The sequence below is a fragment of the Pseudonocardia adelaidensis genome, from assembly GCF_039543345.1.
In the GTDB taxonomy this organism is placed as follows: domain Bacteria; phylum Actinomycetota; class Actinomycetes; order Mycobacteriales; family Pseudonocardiaceae; genus Pseudonocardia; species Pseudonocardia adelaidensis.
Genome location: NZ_BAABJO010000002.1, coordinates 170,869 through 184,404, shown reverse-complemented (window position 1 = coordinate 184,404; position 13,536 = coordinate 170,869). Strand labels below are relative to the sequence as shown.

At 74.2% G+C, this 13,536-nt stretch carries 15 protein-coding genes; 11 read left to right on the top strand and 4 right to left on the bottom strand.

Going from position 1 to position 13,536, the window contains the following annotated elements; translation table 11 throughout:
• Positions 1–140 precede the first annotated feature (140 nt).
• The 5 genes from ABEA81_RS02735 (at position 141) to ABEA81_RS02715 (ending at position 6,245) form a co-directional block, all read left to right on the top strand.
• A complete protein-coding gene (locus ABEA81_RS02735) occupies positions 141–2,696 on the top strand; it encodes a putative bifunctional diguanylate cyclase/phosphodiesterase (protein WP_345602994.1) in 2,556 nt (851 codons plus the stop codon).
• 103 nt (positions 2,697–2,799) lie between these two features.
• The gene (locus ABEA81_RS02730; protein WP_345602993.1) at positions 2,800–3,897 is read left to right on the top strand and encodes an ABC transporter ATP-binding protein; all 1,098 of its coding nucleotides are present in this window, start codon (positions 2,800–2,802) and stop codon (positions 3,895–3,897) included.
• Positions 3,898–3,907: 10 nt separating this feature from the next.
• Entirely contained in the window at positions 3,908–4,573 is a 666-nt protein-coding gene (locus ABEA81_RS02725) for an ABC transporter permease (protein ID WP_345602992.1), read from the top strand.
• Positions 4,570–5,331, top strand: coding sequence for an ABC transporter permease (locus ABEA81_RS02720; protein WP_345602990.1), 762 nt, complete (start codon positions 4,570–4,572; stop codon positions 5,329–5,331). The genes ABEA81_RS02725 and ABEA81_RS02720 overlap by 4 nt, the downstream gene beginning before the upstream one ends.
• Entirely contained in the window at positions 5,328–6,245 is a 918-nt protein-coding gene (locus ABEA81_RS02715; RefSeq protein WP_345602989.1) for an ABC transporter substrate-binding protein, read from the top strand. The genes ABEA81_RS02720 and ABEA81_RS02715 overlap by 4 nt, the downstream gene beginning before the upstream one ends.
• A 61-nt stretch (positions 6,246–6,306) precedes the next feature.
• On the opposite strand, the gene ABEA81_RS02710 is transcribed toward ABEA81_RS02715, so the two are convergent.
• The gene (locus ABEA81_RS02710; RefSeq protein ID WP_345602988.1) at positions 6,307–7,230 is read right to left on the bottom strand and encodes an SDR family oxidoreductase; all 924 of its coding nucleotides are present in this window, start codon (positions 7,228–7,230) and stop codon (positions 6,307–6,309) included.
• 64 nt (positions 7,231–7,294) lie between these two features.
• On the opposite strand from ABEA81_RS02710, the gene ABEA81_RS02705 reads away from it, so the two are divergent.
• Together ABEA81_RS02705 and vapC are read left to right on the top strand one after the other, a co-directional pair.
• Positions 7,295–7,522, top strand: a complete 228-nt coding sequence (locus ABEA81_RS02705; RefSeq protein WP_345602987.1) for a type II toxin-antitoxin system VapB family antitoxin — start codon at positions 7,295–7,297, stop codon at positions 7,520–7,522.
• On the top strand, positions 7,513–7,920 hold the full coding sequence (vapC, locus tag ABEA81_RS02700) for a type II toxin-antitoxin system VapC family toxin (protein WP_345602986.1): 408 nt from the start codon (positions 7,513–7,515) through the stop codon (positions 7,918–7,920). The genes ABEA81_RS02705 and vapC overlap by 10 nt, the downstream gene beginning before the upstream one ends.
• On the opposite strand, the gene ABEA81_RS02695 is transcribed toward vapC, so the two are convergent.
• Positions 7,888–8,583: a permease prefix domain 1-containing protein gene (locus ABEA81_RS02695; protein ID WP_345602985.1), complete on the bottom strand. Its 696-nt coding sequence runs from the start codon at positions 8,581–8,583 to the stop codon at positions 7,888–7,890. The genes vapC and ABEA81_RS02695 overlap by 33 nt on opposite strands.
• Positions 8,580–8,912 carry a PadR family transcriptional regulator gene (locus tag ABEA81_RS02690; protein ID WP_345602984.1) on the bottom strand — a complete coding sequence of 111 codons (333 nt, stop codon included), beginning with the start codon at positions 8,910–8,912 and terminating at the stop codon, positions 8,580–8,582. The genes ABEA81_RS02695 and ABEA81_RS02690 overlap by 4 nt, the downstream gene beginning before the upstream one ends.
• Positions 8,913–9,012: 100 nt before the next feature.
• Between ABEA81_RS02690 and ABEA81_RS02685 the strand changes: the two genes are divergently transcribed.
• Together ABEA81_RS02685 and ABEA81_RS02680 are read left to right on the top strand one after the other, a co-directional pair.
• Positions 9,013–9,438, top strand: a complete 426-nt coding sequence (locus tag ABEA81_RS02685; RefSeq protein WP_345602983.1) for a hypothetical protein — start codon at positions 9,013–9,015, stop codon at positions 9,436–9,438.
• Entirely contained in the window at positions 9,435–10,982 is a 1,548-nt protein-coding gene (locus ABEA81_RS02680; protein ID WP_345602981.1) for a multicopper oxidase family protein, read from the top strand. The genes ABEA81_RS02685 and ABEA81_RS02680 overlap by 4 nt, the downstream gene beginning before the upstream one ends.
• Here the strand turns inward: ABEA81_RS02680 and ABEA81_RS02675 are convergent.
• Positions 10,969–11,721: a methyltransferase domain-containing protein gene (locus ABEA81_RS02675; protein ID WP_345602980.1), complete on the bottom strand. Its 753-nt coding sequence runs from the start codon at positions 11,719–11,721 to the stop codon at positions 10,969–10,971. The two genes, ABEA81_RS02680 and ABEA81_RS02675, sit on opposite strands and share 14 nt — an antisense overlap.
• Before the next feature lie 28 nt (positions 11,722–11,749).
• On the opposite strand from ABEA81_RS02675, the gene ABEA81_RS02670 reads away from it, so the two are divergent.
• A complete protein-coding gene (locus tag ABEA81_RS02670) occupies positions 11,750–12,157 on the top strand; it encodes a MerR family transcriptional regulator (RefSeq protein ID WP_345602979.1) in 408 nt (135 codons plus the stop codon).
• On the top strand, positions 12,154–13,533 hold the full coding sequence (gene pdxR / locus ABEA81_RS02665) for a MocR-like pyridoxine biosynthesis transcription factor PdxR (protein WP_345602977.1): 1,380 nt from the start codon (positions 12,154–12,156) through the stop codon (positions 13,531–13,533). The genes ABEA81_RS02670 and pdxR overlap by 4 nt, the downstream gene beginning before the upstream one ends.
• Positions 13,534–13,536 lie beyond the last annotated feature (3 nt).

The following is a 13,536-nucleotide window of genomic DNA, read 5'->3' as shown; positions in this document are numbered from 1 at the left end:
CATCGCCGTCACGCAGAGTGCCGACGGGGTCGTTCACTCACTCGGGGCGGTGTCGGTCGACCGAGCATTTCGGGCAGATCGTGTGGCCCCCGGCGTCGTTGTAGCGATGAGTATCGAGGCCGCGACGCTGGGAGACGCAAGTGAGAGAGCTCGGACACCGCCTCGGTGACGGCCCGGTGGTCGAGCCACCGACCGAGCCGTCCGGTGGGTCCGACGCGGTCTTGCGGGCCGACATGCACCGCGAACGGCACGCCGCACTCGGTGCCGAGGTGCACCCGGAGGCCGCGCTGTTCGCCTCCACGCTGGCCCGCGCCGTCGCGGAGAACCCGGCGCCGGAGCGGGACAGCGGCCCCGCGGTCGCGTTCCCGGCGGAGCCCGCGCTCGTCCACGACCGCGACAACCGGGTCGTGCGCGCCAACGACGCGCTCGCCGAGCTGGCCGGGGCCGCGGACACCGCTGCGCTCGTCGGGGCCCGCATGCACCGGCTGCTCGTGGGGCCGGACCAGGACACGGAGCTGGTGCGCGCGGACGGGAGCCGCGTGCCCGTCCGCGCGGTGCGGTGGCCGCTGCCGGGCGTCGGCCTGACCGCCGTCGTGGTCCTCGAGCGGGACGCCGCACCGGTGGTGGACCCGGTCTGGGTCACCGAGCTGGAGCGGCTGGCCCGCATCGGGACGTGGTCCTTCGACCTGGCGACCTCCTCGCTGGAGCGCAGCGGCACGCTCGAGGAGCTCTACAGCGCGGTCGGCGTCGACCCGGACGCGGGTTGCCGGCCCATCGAGGGCGAGCAGGTGTCCGCGCTGTGCGGGGAGCTGCGCGCCGGGAACACCGCCGCGGACCACCACGTCGAGCTGCACCTGCCCGGCGACGGGATGCTGAGCTGCCGCGCCCAGGTCGAGCGCGGTGCGGACGGCGCCCCGTTGCGGCTGATCGGCGTCGTGCACGACGTGAGCGCGGAGCGGATCGCCCGGTTCCGGACGGAGCGCGCGGGCAGGCGCTTCGCCGACCTGATGGCCCTCGTGCCCGGCGGGGTGGCGCTGCTGGACCCCGCCGGCCGCGTCGTGGACGCCAACGGGGGCATGTGCGAGCTGCTGGACGTCCCGCTCGAACGGCTGCGGGGCACCTCGGCCGCCGCCCTGTCCGCCGACGACGCACCGGCGGGCGCGCCGGCGCTCCCGGAGTGGCTGCGGCAGGTGCCCCCGGGGGCGCGCCACGGCTACCGGGTGGACAGCGCGCCGCTGCGCCGCGCGGACGGCACCACGGTGTGGTGCGAGCTGGCCGTCGCCGTGACCGCTGCGGACGACGGCGGCTGGTTCTGGCTGGTGGCGTGCACCGACGTCTCCGACCGCCGCCGGGCAGCCGAGCTGCTGCGCAGCGTCGGCACGGTGGACGAGCTCACCCGCCTGCCCAACCGCGCCGCGGGGCTCGAGCTCGTGGACCGGCTGCTGGCGGGGCCCGGCCGGGACCGGGTCGCGGTGGTGTGCGGCGACCTCGACGACTTCGCGCGCGTCAACTCCTCGCTCGGCCACGACGCGGGTGACGACCTGCTCGTCTCCCTCGCCGGTCGCCTGCAGCGCGAGCTGCCGTTCGGCTGCACCGCCGCGCGGCTGGGCGCCGACGAGTTCGTCGTGATCTGCGCCGACCACTCCGAGGTCGGCGGGCCCGACCTGCTCGCGCGGACCGTCGCCGACCTCCTGCGCACCACGATCACCGTGCACGGGCGGCCGGTGCAGATGACGGCGTCCGTCGGCCTCGCCACCCCCGTGCCCACGGGCGACGTGCGGGCCGCCGACCTGCTGCGGTTCGCCGAGGCGGCCATGCACGACGCCAAGCGCCGGCAGGCCCGTGGCGGCATCGGGATCGCCACCGACGGGGTGGTCAGCTCGGCCACGAAGGCCCTCGAGCTGGAGGCGGAGCTGCGGGCGGCGATCGCGGGTGACGGGCTCGTGCTCGACTACCAGCCCGTCGTGGGCCCCGACGGCACGGTGCTCTCGGCCGAGGCGCTGGTGCGCTGGCCGCATCCGGAACGCGGGTTGATCCCGCCCGCGGACTTCCTGCCCGTCGCGCAGCGCAGCGGGCTGCTGCGCGAGCTGGACCTGTGGGTGCTGCGCGCCGCCACCCGCGAGGCGGCGGCATGGCCGGAGCACCGCGGCCGCCGGTGCGCGGTCGCCGTGAACCTCGCCGGGCTGCTCCCGGGGGACGCGGCGTTCCGCACGGCCGTGAGCGACGCCGTCTCGGACGCCGGGCTCGAGTGGGACCGGCTCGTGCTCGAGCTCGTCGAGACCAGCCTCGTCGCGCTCCCGCCGCACGCGCTCGCGGCGATGGCCGAGCTCACCGAGCGCGGCGTCCGTTTCGCGGTGGACGACTTCGGCACCGGCTACTCCTCCCTCGCCCGGCTCAAGGAGCTCCCGGCGCAGACCGTCAAGGTCGACCGCGCGTTCGTCACCGGCATCGCCGACGACCCGGCCGACTTCGCCGTCGCACGGGCCGTCGTGGACATGGCCCGGGCCATGGGGCGCACCACGGTGGCCGAGGGCGTGGAGACCGCGGAGCAGTTCCACGTGCTGCGCGGCATCGGGGTCGACGCCTACCAGGGCTGGCTGTTCTCCCGGCCGGTGCGGTCCACCGGCGTGCGCGAGGTGCTCGCGCGCGGCAGGCTCGCGACGCCTGCGTCCGCGGGCCGGATGAGGGCGGTCTGATCGCGGACCGATCACATCGGTCGCGGTTGTCGGTCCCTCGCGTTAGCCTCGCTGCGTAGCGGCGACCGGCAAGGGGTCGTCGGCGAACACGGAGGTCCCTCGGATGATCGAGTTCCGGGGCGTGACCAAGCGCTTCCCCGACGGCACCGTTGCGGTCGACAACCTCGACCTCGTGGTCGACGCCGGGGGGATCACGGTTTTCGTCGGGCCGTCCGGCTGCGGCAAGACCACGTCCCTCCGGATGATCAATCGCATGATCGAGCCCTCCGAGGGCACGATCACGGTCGACGGGCGCGACGTCAGCGCCACCGACGCCGCGGATCTGCGCCGCGGCATCGGCTACGTCATCCAGCAGGCGGGGCTCTTCCCGCACCGCACCATCCTCGACAACATCGCCACCGTCCCGCTGCTGCTCGGCTGGAGCAAGGCGAAGGCCCGCTCGCGCGCGGCGGAGCTGATGGAGATCGTCGGCCTGGCGCCCGAGATGGCGGGGCGCTACCCCACGCAGCTGTCGGGCGGGCAGCAGCAGCGCGTCGGCGTGGCCAGGGCGCTGGCCGCCGACCCGCCGATCCTGCTCATGGACGAGCCGTTCAGCGCGGTCGACCCGGTGGTGCGCGAGAGCCTGCAGGACGAGCTGTTGCGCCTGCAATCCGAGCTGGGCAAGACCATCGTGTTCGTCACGCACGACATCGACGAAGCGATCAAGCTGGGCGACAAGGTCGCCGTGCTGCGCGTCGGCGGCGTGCTCGCGCAGTACGACCAGCCGGGTCAGATCCTCGCCCGCCCGGTCGACGACTTCGTCGACAACTTCGTGGGCCGCGACCGCGGCTACCGCGGCCTCGGCTTCCTGTCGTCCGCCGACATCCCCATCGGCGAGCTGCCCACCGTGGCGCTGGGCGAGCCGCTGCCCGACGACGACGCATGGGTGCTGGTCGTCGACTCCGACCGCCACCCGCAGGGCTGGCTGAACGGCGCCGAACGCAACGGCACCACCGTCGTCGACCCCGAGCACCTGGTGCCGGGCGGGTCGCTCTACGACATCGGGAGCGGCTCCCTGCGCAGCGCACTGGACGCCGCACTGTCCTCGCCGTCGGGCCGCGGCGTCGCGATCGACGCCGAGGGGCGGGTGGCCGGTTCGATCACCGCCGACGACGTGCTGCGTGCGCTGGACGATGTCCGGCGGGACGTGGCAGCGGCCTGAGGGCGTACCCGTGGTCTGGGAGTGGATCCCGCGCAACGTGGGCCGGATCGCCGGATTGCTCGGCGAGCACGTGGTGCTGTCGTTGGTACCGGTGCTGGTCGGGCTGGTGCTCGCCGTCCCGCTCGGCTGGTACGCCAACCGGAGTGCCCCGGCGCGCGCCGTGCTCATCCCCACCTCCGGGCTGCTCTACACGATCCCGTCGCTCGCGTTGTTCGTCGTGCTTCCCGGCATCCTCGGCACGCAGGTCAAGAGCCCGGTCAACGTCATCGTCGCGCTCACGATCTACACGGTCGCGCTGCTCGTGCGCACCATCGCCGACGCCCTGGCCGCCGTGCCGAGCATGGTCGTGGCCGCGGCCACCGCGATGGGGTTCCGGCCGGCGCGGCGATTCGTCGCGGTGGAGCTCCCGCTGGCCGTTCCGGTACTGGTCGCGGGCCTGCGCGTGGCCACGGTGGCGAACATCAGCCTCGTCAGCGTGGGCGCGCTCATCGGCATCGGCGGGCTCGGCGGGCTCTTCACCGACGGCTACCAGCGCAACATCCCGAGCGAGATCGTGGCGGGCATCGCGCTGATCGTCCTACTGGCACTGCTCGCGGACGCGGTCCTGCTCACCGCAGGGCGCCTCGCCACCCCGTGGGAACGGGCGAGCCGCGGAGCGAGGAGGAGCCGGCCGTGAACATCTTCGCCGAGGTGGCGACGTGGCTCACCACCAGCGCGAACTGGACCGGCGCCGGCGGTGTGCCGATCCGGCTGGTGGAGCACCTGTACTACAGCGGCCTGGCGCTGCTGCTCGGGCTCGTGGTGGCCGTCCCGATCGGGGTGGCGGTCGGGCACACCGGGCGGGGCAGCTTCCTCGTCGTGGGCTTCGCCAACGGGCTGCGTGCGCTCCCCGAGCTGGGACTGCTCATCCTGCTCGTGCTCTCGATGGGCATCGGCCTGCTCCCGGTCGTCCTCGCCCTCACCGTGCTCGCCGTACCGCCGCTGCTGGCCGGCACGTACGCGGGCGTCCGGAACGTCGACCGGTCCGTCGTCGACGCCGCTCGCGGCATGGGCATGCGGGAGGCCCAGGTCCTGTTCAAGGTCGAGCTGCCGAACGCGTTGCCGCTGGTGCTCGGTGGCGCGCGGTCGGCGGCGCTGCAGGTGATCGCCACGGCGGCGGTCGCGGCGTACGTGAGCTACGGCGGGCTCGGCCGGTACCTCATCGACGGGCTCCGCCAGCAGGACTACGCCCAGATGGTCGCAGGTGCGGTGCTGATCGCACTGCTCGCGCTCGTCGTCGAGGCCGTGCTGTCGCTCGTGCAGCGGGCGATCGTCTCACCCGGCCTGCGGGGCGGCACGCGGCGTTCGCCCACCGTCGACGTCGCCCGCCCCGAACCCGATGCTCCTCCCGCTCAACGATCCCCCGCTCCCGAACTCGCTGGAGTCGAACGATGAAGCGCACGTCCACCCTTCTCGCCTGCGCGGCCGCGGGGCTCCTGCTGTTGTCGGCGTGCGGCGGCGGGAGCGACCCGCTCGCCCCGGGCGGCGGCGGTCAGGCACCCGCGGCCGCCGACACCATCCGCATCGCGTCCGCCGACTTCCCGGAGAACCGCCTGCTCGCGGAGATCTACGCGCAGTCGCTGGAGAAGGCAGGCGTCACCGTCGAGCGGGACTTCGGCATCGGTGCCCGCGAGGTCTACTTCCCGGGCCTCAAGGACGGGTCGTGGGACCTCGTCCCCGACTACACCGGCGTTCTCCTGCAGTACATCAACCCCGACGCCACCGAGACCGAGGCGGACGCGGTCTACGACGCGCTGAAGGCCCAGGCGCCCGCCCCCCTCACCGTGCTCGAGCGCTCGGCGGCCGAGAACAAGGACGCGGTCGTCGTCACGGCCGCCACCGCGCAGCAGCACGGCAGGTCGCTCGCCGACTACGGCCCGGTGTGCGGACAGCTGGTCTTCGGTGGCCCGCCCGAGTTCCAGACCCGGCCCGACGGGTTGCCCGGCATCGCCGAGACGTACGGCTGCACGTTCAAGGAGTTCCGCGCGCTCGACACCGGCGGGCCGGTCACGGTCGCGGCGCTCGCCGACGGCACGGTGCAGGCCGCCGACCTGTTCACCACCGACCCCGCCATCGAGGACAACGGATTCGTGGTGCTCGATGACCCGCAGAACAACTTCGCCGCGCAGAACGTGGTGCCGCTGATCAACTCGACGAAGGCGACGCCGCAGGTCACCGATGCACTCAACGCCGTGTCGGCGAAGCTCACCACCGAGGGGCTCATCCAGCTCAACCGGCAGCTCAACGCGCCGGACAAGCCCGAGGTCGACACCGTGGCGAAGGGCTGGCTGACGGCCAACGGCCTCTGAGCCACCGTACGAACGGCACTCCCGTCCGATAGAGCTGGACGAGGGTGCCGTTCGTACGACCTCAGCGGTATCCCGTCACATCCGCCGGCTTGCCCGCGTCCTGCACCTCCACGATGTAGCGCCAGGCGTCGGGAGCCGAGCCGTCGAGGTCGGTGAAGCCGTACTCCTTCGCGAGGCCGCCGCTGGACAGGCTCCGGCCCTGCCACCGGTCGCGGCGCGGGTCGGCGGCGAGCGCGGCCACGGCGCGGCCGACGAAGCGCGGGGTCTCGGAGATCGCGAAGTGCGGCTCCTTCGCGCAGGCGTCGCGCCAGGTCGCTTCCGTGACACCGAAGTGGTCGAGCATCATCTCCGAGCGCAGCCAGCCGGGCGTGATCACCACCGCCGTGGCGCCGTGCGGGCCGAGCTCGTGCGCCCAGCTGCGGGCGAGCCGGATGGGCGCGAGCTTGGCGAGGTCGTAGTAGGCGTTGAGCCGGTAGTGGCCGGCGTTGTACTCGGCGGTGCCGTCGGTGACCTCGACGACGAGCCCGCCGGGCAGCTTGATCAGCAGCGGGAAGGTGTAGCGGGCCGTCACGAGGTGGGTGTCGACCGCGAGGCGCAGCATCCGCAGGCCCCCGGCGAGGGAGTGCTCCCACACCAGCGTGCCCCACTCCGCGAGGTACTCGCCGCCCCAGATGTCGTTGACGAGCACGTCGAGGCGCCCCTGCTCGGCGTCGATGCGCGCTACCAGCCGCTCGACCTGCTCGGGAACGAGGTGGTCGGTGGGCACCGCGATCCCGGTGCCGCCCGCGGCCGTCACGAGGTCGGCGGTGTCCTCGATCGTCTCGGGGCGGTCGTACTCGCTGCGCTGTTCCCGTGTGGTGCGGCCGGTGACGTACACCGTGGCGCCCGCCGCGCCGAGCTCCACCGCGATGCCCCGCCCCGCACCCCGCGTCGCGCCTGCGACCAGGGCCACTCGCCCGGCGAGGAGCCCGTCCGTTCCTGTCATGGGGTGATCGTCGGTCCCAACCCTGACAAGTGCCGTCGGTGTATTTGAGGTGTATGGTCTGTGTATGAGCCGTACCAACATCGACATCGATGACGAGCTCGTCGCCGAGGCGATGCGCAAGTATGGCCTCAAGACCAAGAAGGAGGCCGTCGAGCTGGCCCTGCGTCGGCTGGTGGGACCGCGGCTGTCGCCGGAGTTCATCGAGAGCCTCGAAGGCATCGGCTGGGACGGCGACCTGGATGCGATGCGGGAGTCACGGATGCAGGAGATCGAGGACCGCGAGTGGAGCTGATCGACTCGTCCGCGTGGATCGAGTTCCTCCGCCGGACCGGCTCGCAGGCCAACATCGAGCTGCGCGGGTTGCTGCAGCAACGCCCGAGCGATGTGGCGATGACCGAGCCGGTCATCATGGAGCTGTTGGCCGGCGCGTCCAGTGATCGTGCGTTCCACCAGATCGACAAGCTCTCGCGCGGACTCAGACTCCTGCCCGTCGACGCGTCGGTCGACTACCGCGATGCGGCGATCGCGTATCGGGCGGTCCGCAGGGGCGGTCACACCGTCCGCAAGCCGATGGACTGCCTGATCGCCGTGGTCGCCGCGCGCACCGGCGCAACCCTCGTGCACCGCGACCGCGACTTCGACGTGCTCGCCGCGGCCCTACCCGACCTGCGGGTCCGCTCCCTGGTGTGACCTGCTGGCCGCGCGCGAAAAGCGCAGCGACCGGGCGGCGGACCTCGCCACCAGCCCGCCGGCCACCACGGTCAACCCGATGACGAGGCCGGTGGCCGGGGAGATCGGGAGCCCCTCACCGGCGTTCGGCAGCAACAGGTTCATGACGACGGACATGCCGCCGCAGCCGACGACACCGAGTGCCGCGAGGAGGCCGGTGAGGCCCGTGACCCATCGCGGCAGCGGTTTGCCCCGGAACGTGGCCACCAGCAGCACGAGCGCGGCCGCCGCGATGAGCACGGTGATGACGTCGGTGGCGCGGGCCAGCGCCATGACGGCGGCCGACGGGGGCGTCGACCACCCGCGGCCCGTCATCCACAGGCCGTCCCAGGCGAGGAGGGTGGCGGGGAACGCCACGACGAGCAGCAGCGCGGTGCGCCGGCCCTGCCGGGCCGTGAGCTCCTCCTGCAGCAGCGGTGCCACCTCGCGCACCGGCCCGAAGTCGCGGACGGCGGCCGCGGCGGCGCGCTGCGGGTCGAGCCCGCGATCTCGGTGGTCGGCCGCCGCGTCGGCGAGCCCGTCGCGCACCTCGGCGATCATGCTCCGCTTCACGGTGGCCGGCCCGCGCAGCACGCGGTCGAGCTCGGCGACGTGGGCGCCGACCGGATCGATCGCGGCCGTCATGACATGCCTGCCGCGGGCCGCAGGACGGCCTCGACCACCGTGCTGAACTCGGTCCAGTCGGCCCGCTGGCCGGCGAGGGCGTGCCGACCTGCCCTGGTGAGCGTGTACGTGCGGCGCTCGCGCCCGCCCACCGTGCTCCAGCTGCCAGACAGCAGCGCAGCCCGCTCCAGGCGGCGCAGTGCCGGGTAGACGGTGCCCGTGGGCAGGTCGAGCCGACCGCCGCTGCGGGCCTGCAGCGCCTCGATGATCGCGTAGCCGTGCCGTGGGCCGTCCTCGAGCACCGCGAGGATCAATCCGTCCAGGTGGCCACGGACGGCGTCGGGCTTCATATTCAGGGATCCTACCTATTCGGCCCGCTGTGGCATCCGGTGCCGCATCAGGGAGATCCCGGATTCATAAGTAGGCTATCTACATATAGCGTCCGGCGTCGTGGACACCCTTGCACCCCGGACAGCCGCTCGGACCAGGAAGCCCCGGCTGTCGCTCTGGACGTTGCGGTTCCTGCTCACCGGGCACCTCGTCGCCGTGCTCGCCCAGCCCGTGCTGGCAGGCCGCTACCTCACCGGTGACGTCGACGCGATCACGGTTCACGGCCTCGTCGGATCGCTGATGTCGCTGGTGGCGATGGCACTCGTCGCCGGCGCCGTGGCGTACGTCCTCGGGGGACGAGGGCAGCTCTGGGTGCTGCCGGTCACCGTGCTGCTGTTCCTCGCCGAGGGTCTCCAGATCGGGATGGGGCACTCCCGGGCGCTGCAGGTGCACGTCCCGCTCGGCGTCGCGATCGTGGTCGCCGCGGTGCTGCTCGCCGCGTGGGTCTGGACGCCGGCGGCCGCCCGCCCGCGGGGTGTGCGATGAACGTCTCGCGGCGGGGGTTCCTCGGGCTGCTGGGCGGGGCGGCGGCGCTCGCCGCGCTCCCGGCGTGCGGGTCGGGCGCGACGGCAGGCTCCACCGGGGAGGTGCTGGCGAGCGCGGCGCCGTTGCCCGAGCCGTTCCGGGTGCCGTTGCCCGTTCCGCCGGTCGCGCGGCCCGTGGGCGTCGACGAGGCCGGCGCCCAGGTCTACCGGGTGACCCAGCGGGTGGCCGACGCGGAGATCCTGCCCGGGCTCCGCACGCCGATCCTCGGCTACGACGGGATCTTCCCCGGCCCGACGTTCGAGACCCGCCGCGGCCGGCCGCTGGTGGTGCGCCACCGCAACGAGCTGCCGGTGCCGACCGTGGTGCACCTCCACGGCGGCCACACCCCGGCCGAGCACGACGGCTGGCCCCTGGATCTCGTGCTGCCCGTCGGCGACACGAGCGGCCGGAGCCACCACGGCATGGTCGGCGACCTCGCCGCCGGCGAGCGGGAGTACCGGTACCCGAGCGACCAGCGGGCCGCCGCACTCTGGTACCACGACCACCGGATGGACTTCACCGGTCCGGCCGTCTACCGCGGGCTCGCCGGGTTCCACATCGTGCGCGACGACGTCGAGGACGCCCTGCCGCTGCCCCGCGGCGAGCGCGAGCTGCCGCTCATGATCTGCGACCGCGCGTTCGCCGCCGACGGCTCGTTCGCCTATCCCGGGCTCGACCAGGGGATGCGGTCGCTCCCAGGTGTGGAGGACGAGTGGATGGAGGGCGTGCTCGGGGACGTCGTGCTGGTCAACGGGGCGCCGTGGCCCGTGCACGACGTCGACGCCGCGCGCTACCGGTTGCGCCTGCTGAACGCGTCCAACGCCCGCCGCTACCGCCTCGCCCTCACCGTGCCCGGCGGGCCGGATGTGCCGTTCGTGCAGATCGGGTCGGACGGTGGGCTGCTCGCGGCGCCGGTCGGGCAGGAGGCGATCGAGATCGCACCGGGGGAGCGGTTCGACGTGGTGGTGGACTTCTCGGTGCTCCCCGTCGGCACCGAGGTGACGATGGTGAACGGCCTGGACGGCGGCCCGGCGGGCCGGGTGATGCGGTTCCGGGTGGTGCGCGCCGCCCGGGACGACAGCCGGGTGCCGGACCGGCTCGCCGAGATCGAGCCCCTCGCGCCACCGGCCGGGGCCCCGCGGCGCACCTTCCGGTTCAGCCGCGGCGCCGCCGGTGGCCACGAGGGCTGGACGATCAACGGCACGTCGTTCGACCCGAACACCTCGCTCGCCGACATCCGGCTCGGCCGGACCGAGGTGTGGCGCTTCGTCACCGATGTGCACCACCCGGTCCACGTGCACCTGGACGCCTTCCAGGTGCTGCGCCGCGGCAGCGGGGGGCCGAGCGACCACGACGTCGGCTGGAAGGACACCGTGGACGTGCGCCCGGCCGAGGTCGTCGAGGTGGCGGTGCGCTTCTCCGACCACGCCGGACGCTTCGTCTTCCACTGCCACAACCTCGAACACGAGGACATGGCGATGATGGCGACGATCAGGACGGTGTGACCGGCCGGCGCCCGGCCGCGAGGAACAGCGGCATCGCGACGAAGAGCCGGTCCCGGTCGGCCCGCGCGCGCTGGTCGCCGAGCCACGCGTCGGCCTGCGCCTCGCTCGCCGCGCCGGCCCGCACCGCGCCCGTGGCCAGCCGGGTGAGGGTGAAGAGCGCCAGTGCCGGATCGCCGAGGACGGCCGTGTGCACCTCGCAGGTGACGTCGTCGAAGCCGGTGTCCAGCAGCAGGTTGCGGTAGCGGCGGGCCACCCGGCCGTGCACCATGTCGTCGGCGGCGGCGGCCACGATCGTCCTGGTGAGCACGGGGTCGTCGGAGTCGATCACGTATGCCTCCCAGTCCTGGCCGACGAGGGCGATCCGCCCGCCCGGCGCGAGCACCCGCAGTGCCTCGGCGCAGGCCTTGGCCGGGTCGTCGAGCGCGTGGTAGAGCTTCTCGGCCCGGTATCCCTCGAGGCTCCCGTCGGGGAACGGCAGCCGCAGCGCGTCGCCCACCTCGAACCGGCGGCCCGGGTGGTGCTCGCGGGCGAAGGCGACCGCCTCCGGGGCGGCGTCGATGCCGACGGCGTCCGCCCCGACGGCCGCGAGCTCGGCCACGGCGGTGCCGCCGCCGCATCCGACGTCCACCACCCGGCTGCCCCGCTCGACCTGCAGCAGCTCGTACGAGCGGCGCCGCAGCCGGACGGAACCCGGCAGGCGGTCGAAGGCAATCAGGCGCTCCAGAAAGGTCTTGTCCATGCGGCCGACCCTGCCTTTTCATGTTGACGTGAAGTCAAGCTCCGGGCAGGGCGAGATGACGATCGGCGAGCTGGCAGGCCGGTTCGGCCTCGCCACGCACGTCCTGCGGCACTGGGAGGCGGTCGGCCTCCTCACGCCCGTGCGCCGCGTGAGCGGGCGCCGCCGGTACGGCCGGGACGCGCTCGCGCGGGTGGCCCTCATTCAGCAGTTCAAGGAGCTCGGCTTCGAGTTGGAGCAGATCCGCGCGATGCTGACCACCACGGACCCCGCGGCCCGCAAGGAGGCGCTCGCCCGGCACGACGCCGAGCTGGAGCGCCGCATCGCGTCGGCCACCGCGGCGCGGGAGCTGATCGGCCACGGGCTGAGGTGCCCGGCGCCCGACTTCGTGGAGTGCCCGAACTTCGTGGCCCGGCTCGAGGCGCGGATCCCGCGGTGAGCGGGCTCGACCTGCACCTGGACGTCGGGGAGGGCCGGGGGCGCGGCCGGGCGCTGGAGGCGGCGCTGCGTGACGCGGTGCGGTCGGGGCGCCTCGCTCCCGGCACCCGCCTCCCGGGCACCCGCAGCCTCGCGGCCGATCTCGGCCTGTCCCGTGGCACCGTCGTGCAGGCGTTCGGCCAGCTCGTGGCCGAGGGGTGGCTCGTCGGCGTGGCGGGCTCCGGCACGGTGGTCGGCGCGGTCCCGGTCGGCTCCGCGCCCTCCGAGCCGGAAGGCCGACCGGACCCGGCCGCCGCCCCTCCCGGGATCGACCTGCGGCCGGGGCGCCCCGACCTCGGCGCGTTCCCCCGGGCACCATGGGCCGGTGCCGTCCGGCGGGCGCTCGCGGGGAGCGCCGCGTCGCTGGACTACGTCGAGCCCGGCGGCCTCCCGCCGCTGCGGGCCGCCGTCGCCGAGTACGTCGGACGCACCCCCGGGGTGCGGGCGAGCCCGGACGCCGTGATCGTGACGGCCGGGTTCACGCAGGCGCTGGCGCTGCTCGCGCGGGCCGCGCAGCGGCTGGGGATCCGGTGCGCCGGGGTCGAGGACCCGAGCTTCGCCCGCCACCGGGAGGTGCTCGGCGCGGCCGGCCTGACCACGGTGCCCCTGCCCGTCGACGACGCGGGCGCCGACCCGGCCGCGCTGCCGGAGGCCGCGGCGCTCGCGCTCCTCACGCCCGCCCACCAGTACCCGTACGGGGTGGTGCTGGCGCCCGCACGGCGGGCCGCGGTGGCCGAGTGGGCCCGGCGCTGCGCCGGGTTCGTCGTGGAGGACGACTACGACGGCGAGTTCCGCTACGACCGGCAGCCGGTCGGGGCGATGCAGCCGCTCGCCCCGGACCGCGTCGTGTTCGCCGGCAGCGTGAGCAAGACCCTCGCGCCCGGCATGCGGCTCGGCTGGCTGGTGGTTCCGCGGGCGCTGCGCGCCCCCCTGCACGCCGAGATGGCGGCGTTCGGCGCGTGGGTTCCCGCCGTCGACCAGCTCGCACTCGCCGACCTGCTCACACGTGGCGAGTACGACCGGCACGTGCGGCGGATGCGGCTCGTCTACCGGGCGCGCAGGCAGGAGCTCGGGGCCCGGCTCGCGGCGGTCGGTGCGCCGCCGGTCGGGGTGGCCGCCGGGCTGCACGCGCTGTTCCCGCTCGGCTCGGCGCAGCGGGAGCGGGCGACGGTGGAGGCCGCCGAGCGCGCCGGCGTGCACGTCCACGGCCTGCACGCCGACGGCTACTGGCACGGGACCGCCCCGGAGCGCCCCAGCGGGCTCGTGGTCGGTTACGCGACGCCCGCGGGCCACGCGTGGCGCGGGGCGCTCGACGCGCTCACCGAGCTGCTGCGATGAGCG